Source organism: Enterobacter sp. CGMCC 5087, from assembly GCF_003144775.1.
GTDB lineage: Bacteria > Pseudomonadota > Gammaproteobacteria > Enterobacterales > Enterobacteriaceae > Enterobacter > Enterobacter cloacae_M.
This window is the reverse complement of sequence record NZ_QFXN01000078.1, coordinates 1-3,176: the sequence shown is the minus strand read 5'-3', so window position 1 is coordinate 3,176 and position 3,176 is coordinate 1. Positions and strand designations below refer to the sequence as shown.

The window sequence follows — 3,176 nt, the reverse complement described above, 5'->3', positions numbered from 1 at the left end:
CCCCCCCACGCCGCTTGTCGAGGGCACTCACACTTTTACCGCCGTTGCTACCGATACGGCGGGTAACACCAGCCTTCCGTCGGAGGGCTTCACCTTGACCGTCGATATTACTCCGCCACCGGCAGCGACTATCGCTACCGTGACCGATGATGTCGGCGGCGTTCAGGGTCCGCTTAGCAGCGGCGATACCACGGATGACACCAAACCGCTGCTGCAGGGCACCGCTCCGGCTGATGCGGTAATCACCGTTTATGACGGCGTAACCCTGCTCGGCACCGCCACCCTTGACGGCAGCGGCGGCTGGAGCTTTACGCCAACGACTCCACTCACCGACGGCCTGCATTCGCTGACGGTTCACGCCACGGATGCCGCAGGCAATACCAGTATCTCCAGCCCGTTCGCACTGGTAGTTGACACCACGCCACCGCTTGCTCCGGGTAATCTCGTGGTGTCGAATGATGGCGGCACCATCAGCGGCATCGCAGAAGCTGGCAGCACGGTGACCATTCGTGAAGGCAACGTCATCCTTGGCACAGCTGTTGCCGACAGTCAGGGTAACTTCAGCCTGACGCTGACCCCACCAAAAGTTAACAGTGAAATCCTGACCGCTGACGCTACCGACACGGCCGGCAACACCAGTCCAACCACCTCCGCGGCGGCACCGGATATTACCCCACCGCAGACGCCAGTTATTGTGTCGGTGATTGATGACGTGCAGGCCACCACCGGTCCCGTGGGCCAGAACGGCCTCACCAACGACCGGGCCCCGACCGTGAACGGAACGGGCGAAGCGGGCTCGACCATCACGATTTATAACGGCAGCGATGTCCTCGGTACGGTGGTTGTTTCCTCCTCTGGCCTGTGGAGCTTTACGCCGCCCTCACCGCTGACCGATGGCACGTACGTGCTGACGGCAACGGCGACGGATCCCGCCGGTAACCCGAGCGGGTTATCAGACTCGTGGACAATCAACGTCGACGGGACGGCGCCTGGCGCCCCGGTGATTTCACAAGTCGTGGACGATGTTCCCGGGCGTACCGGCTCGCTCGATATTAATGAGACCACCAACGATGCCACCCCGACGCTCAGCGGTACCGCCGAACCAAACGCGACGGTCACCCTCCGCGTGGACGGTGTAGCTATTGGTACGACCGTCGCCAATGGCCTTGGCGTGTGGATCTTTACCCCAGACACCCCGATCGCTGAAGGTCCACATACCCTGACCGCCGTCGCAACTGACGCGGCGGGCAACACCAGCCCCGTCTCCAACACCTGGACTCTGACGATTGACAGCGTCGCGCCTGCCGCCCCGGTCATTACCCAGGCGCTGGACGATGTGCCGGAGCGCCTCGGCGCGCTCACTTCTGGCGACAGTACCAACGACACTACGCCAACGCTCAACGGCACCGCGGAGCCGGGCTCAACCGTCACCATTCGCCAGGACGGCGTCGATGTCGCAACGATTGTGATCGACAGCAGCGGCACGTGGACCTATACCCCAACCACACCGCTTGTTAACGGCACCTATACCTTTACCGCTGTCACCACCGATGGCGCGGGTAATACCAGCCAGCCGTCAGGTGGCTTCACCCTGACCATCGATACCACACCGCCAGCGGCAGCCACCATCGCCACCGTAACCGATGACGTCGGCGGCGTTCAGGGCACGCTTAGCAGCGGCGATACCACGGATGACACCACGCCGCTGCTGCAGGGCACCGCCCCGGCTGATGCGGTGATCACCGTCTATGACGGCGCAACCCTGCTCGGCACCGCCACCCTTGACGGCAACGGCGGCTGGAGCTTTACGCCCGTTACCCCGCTCACCGACGGCCCGCATTCGCTGACGGTTCACGCCACGGATGCCGCCGGCAATACCACTGTCTCCAGCCCGTTTGTGTTGACGGTAGATACCGTCGCGCCTGCCACGCCGGACATCCCGGCAATCACCGTCAATCCTGACGGAACAGAAACACCGTTGAACCCGGGCGAAACCACCCGCGACACCACGCCGACCCTGAGCGGTACCGGCACGGCGGGCGATACCGTGACGATCTACAACAACGGCGTCAAAATCGGCGACGCCGTCGTGGACAACACCGGCAACTGGACCTGGACGCCATCAACCCCGCTGCCTGGCGGCACCTATGACATTACCCTGACCGTTACCAACGTGGACGGCACGGGCAACGAAAGCGCCCCGTCGCAGCCGGTAACCATCACCATTGATACCGAAGCGCCGGCTACGCCTGCGGCACCGACCGTCACCGACAGCGTTACACAAATCACCGGCCCCGTTCCCGATGGCGGAACCACCAACGATCCGCGCCCGGTCCTGAGCGGCACCGGCACGCCGAACGACGTCATCAACATCACTGATACCGTTAACGGCACACCGACCGTCGTGGGCACCGTAACGGTAGACAGCAGCGGCAACTGGAGCTGGCGTCCTGACAGTAATATTGGAGAGGGCAGCCACGTCTATACCGCCACCGCCACCGATGAGGCGGGCAACGTCTCTGACCCGTCTACAGCGATTACGATCATCGTGGACACCCTAGCGCCGGATACGCCGGTGATTAGTGCAGTGGGCGGTGAGCCGAACGGTGGCTACATCACGGATACCACACCGACAGTGGGCGGAACCGGCGTCAACGGTGAGACGGTGATCGTCTACAACAACGGCGTCGAAGTGGGCCGTGTCGTGGTGGGTAACGGGGAATGGAGCCTGACGCTTCCAACGCAAACGGACGGTCCGCTGAATATCACCGTTGCGGGTGTGGATGCGGCTGGCAACCTTAGCGCGCCGAGTTCGGTCTTTACCGTCACCCTCGATACCGTTGCGCCTGGGATACCGCAGATTAATGCCGTCTCAGACAGCCAGTTCACCAACAACGTGCTCTACACCCGCGACGGCGCGCCGACCCTTACCGGGACAAGCGAACCCGGCACCACCGTTATCGTCTCCGTCGACGGTATCCCGTCAGGTGTGCCAGTCACGATACAGCCGGACGGCAGCTGGAGCTGGACCGCAGGCACAACGCTCTCAGACGGCTCGCATACCTTCACTGTCTCCGCTACCGATGCGGCGGGTAACGCTTCAGGAACTTCAGCCCCGCTGAGCGTGACGGTGGATACCCAGGATCCAACCGCCCCGGGCAATCTTAGCCTTGCTC

General features: G+C 63.0%; 1 protein-coding gene. It reads left to right on the top strand.

From position 1 onward, the window contains the following. The coding region (locus DEO48_RS06885) for an Ig-like domain-containing protein (protein ID WP_146198249.1) at positions 1–3,176 on the top strand (3,176 nt) is incomplete at both ends.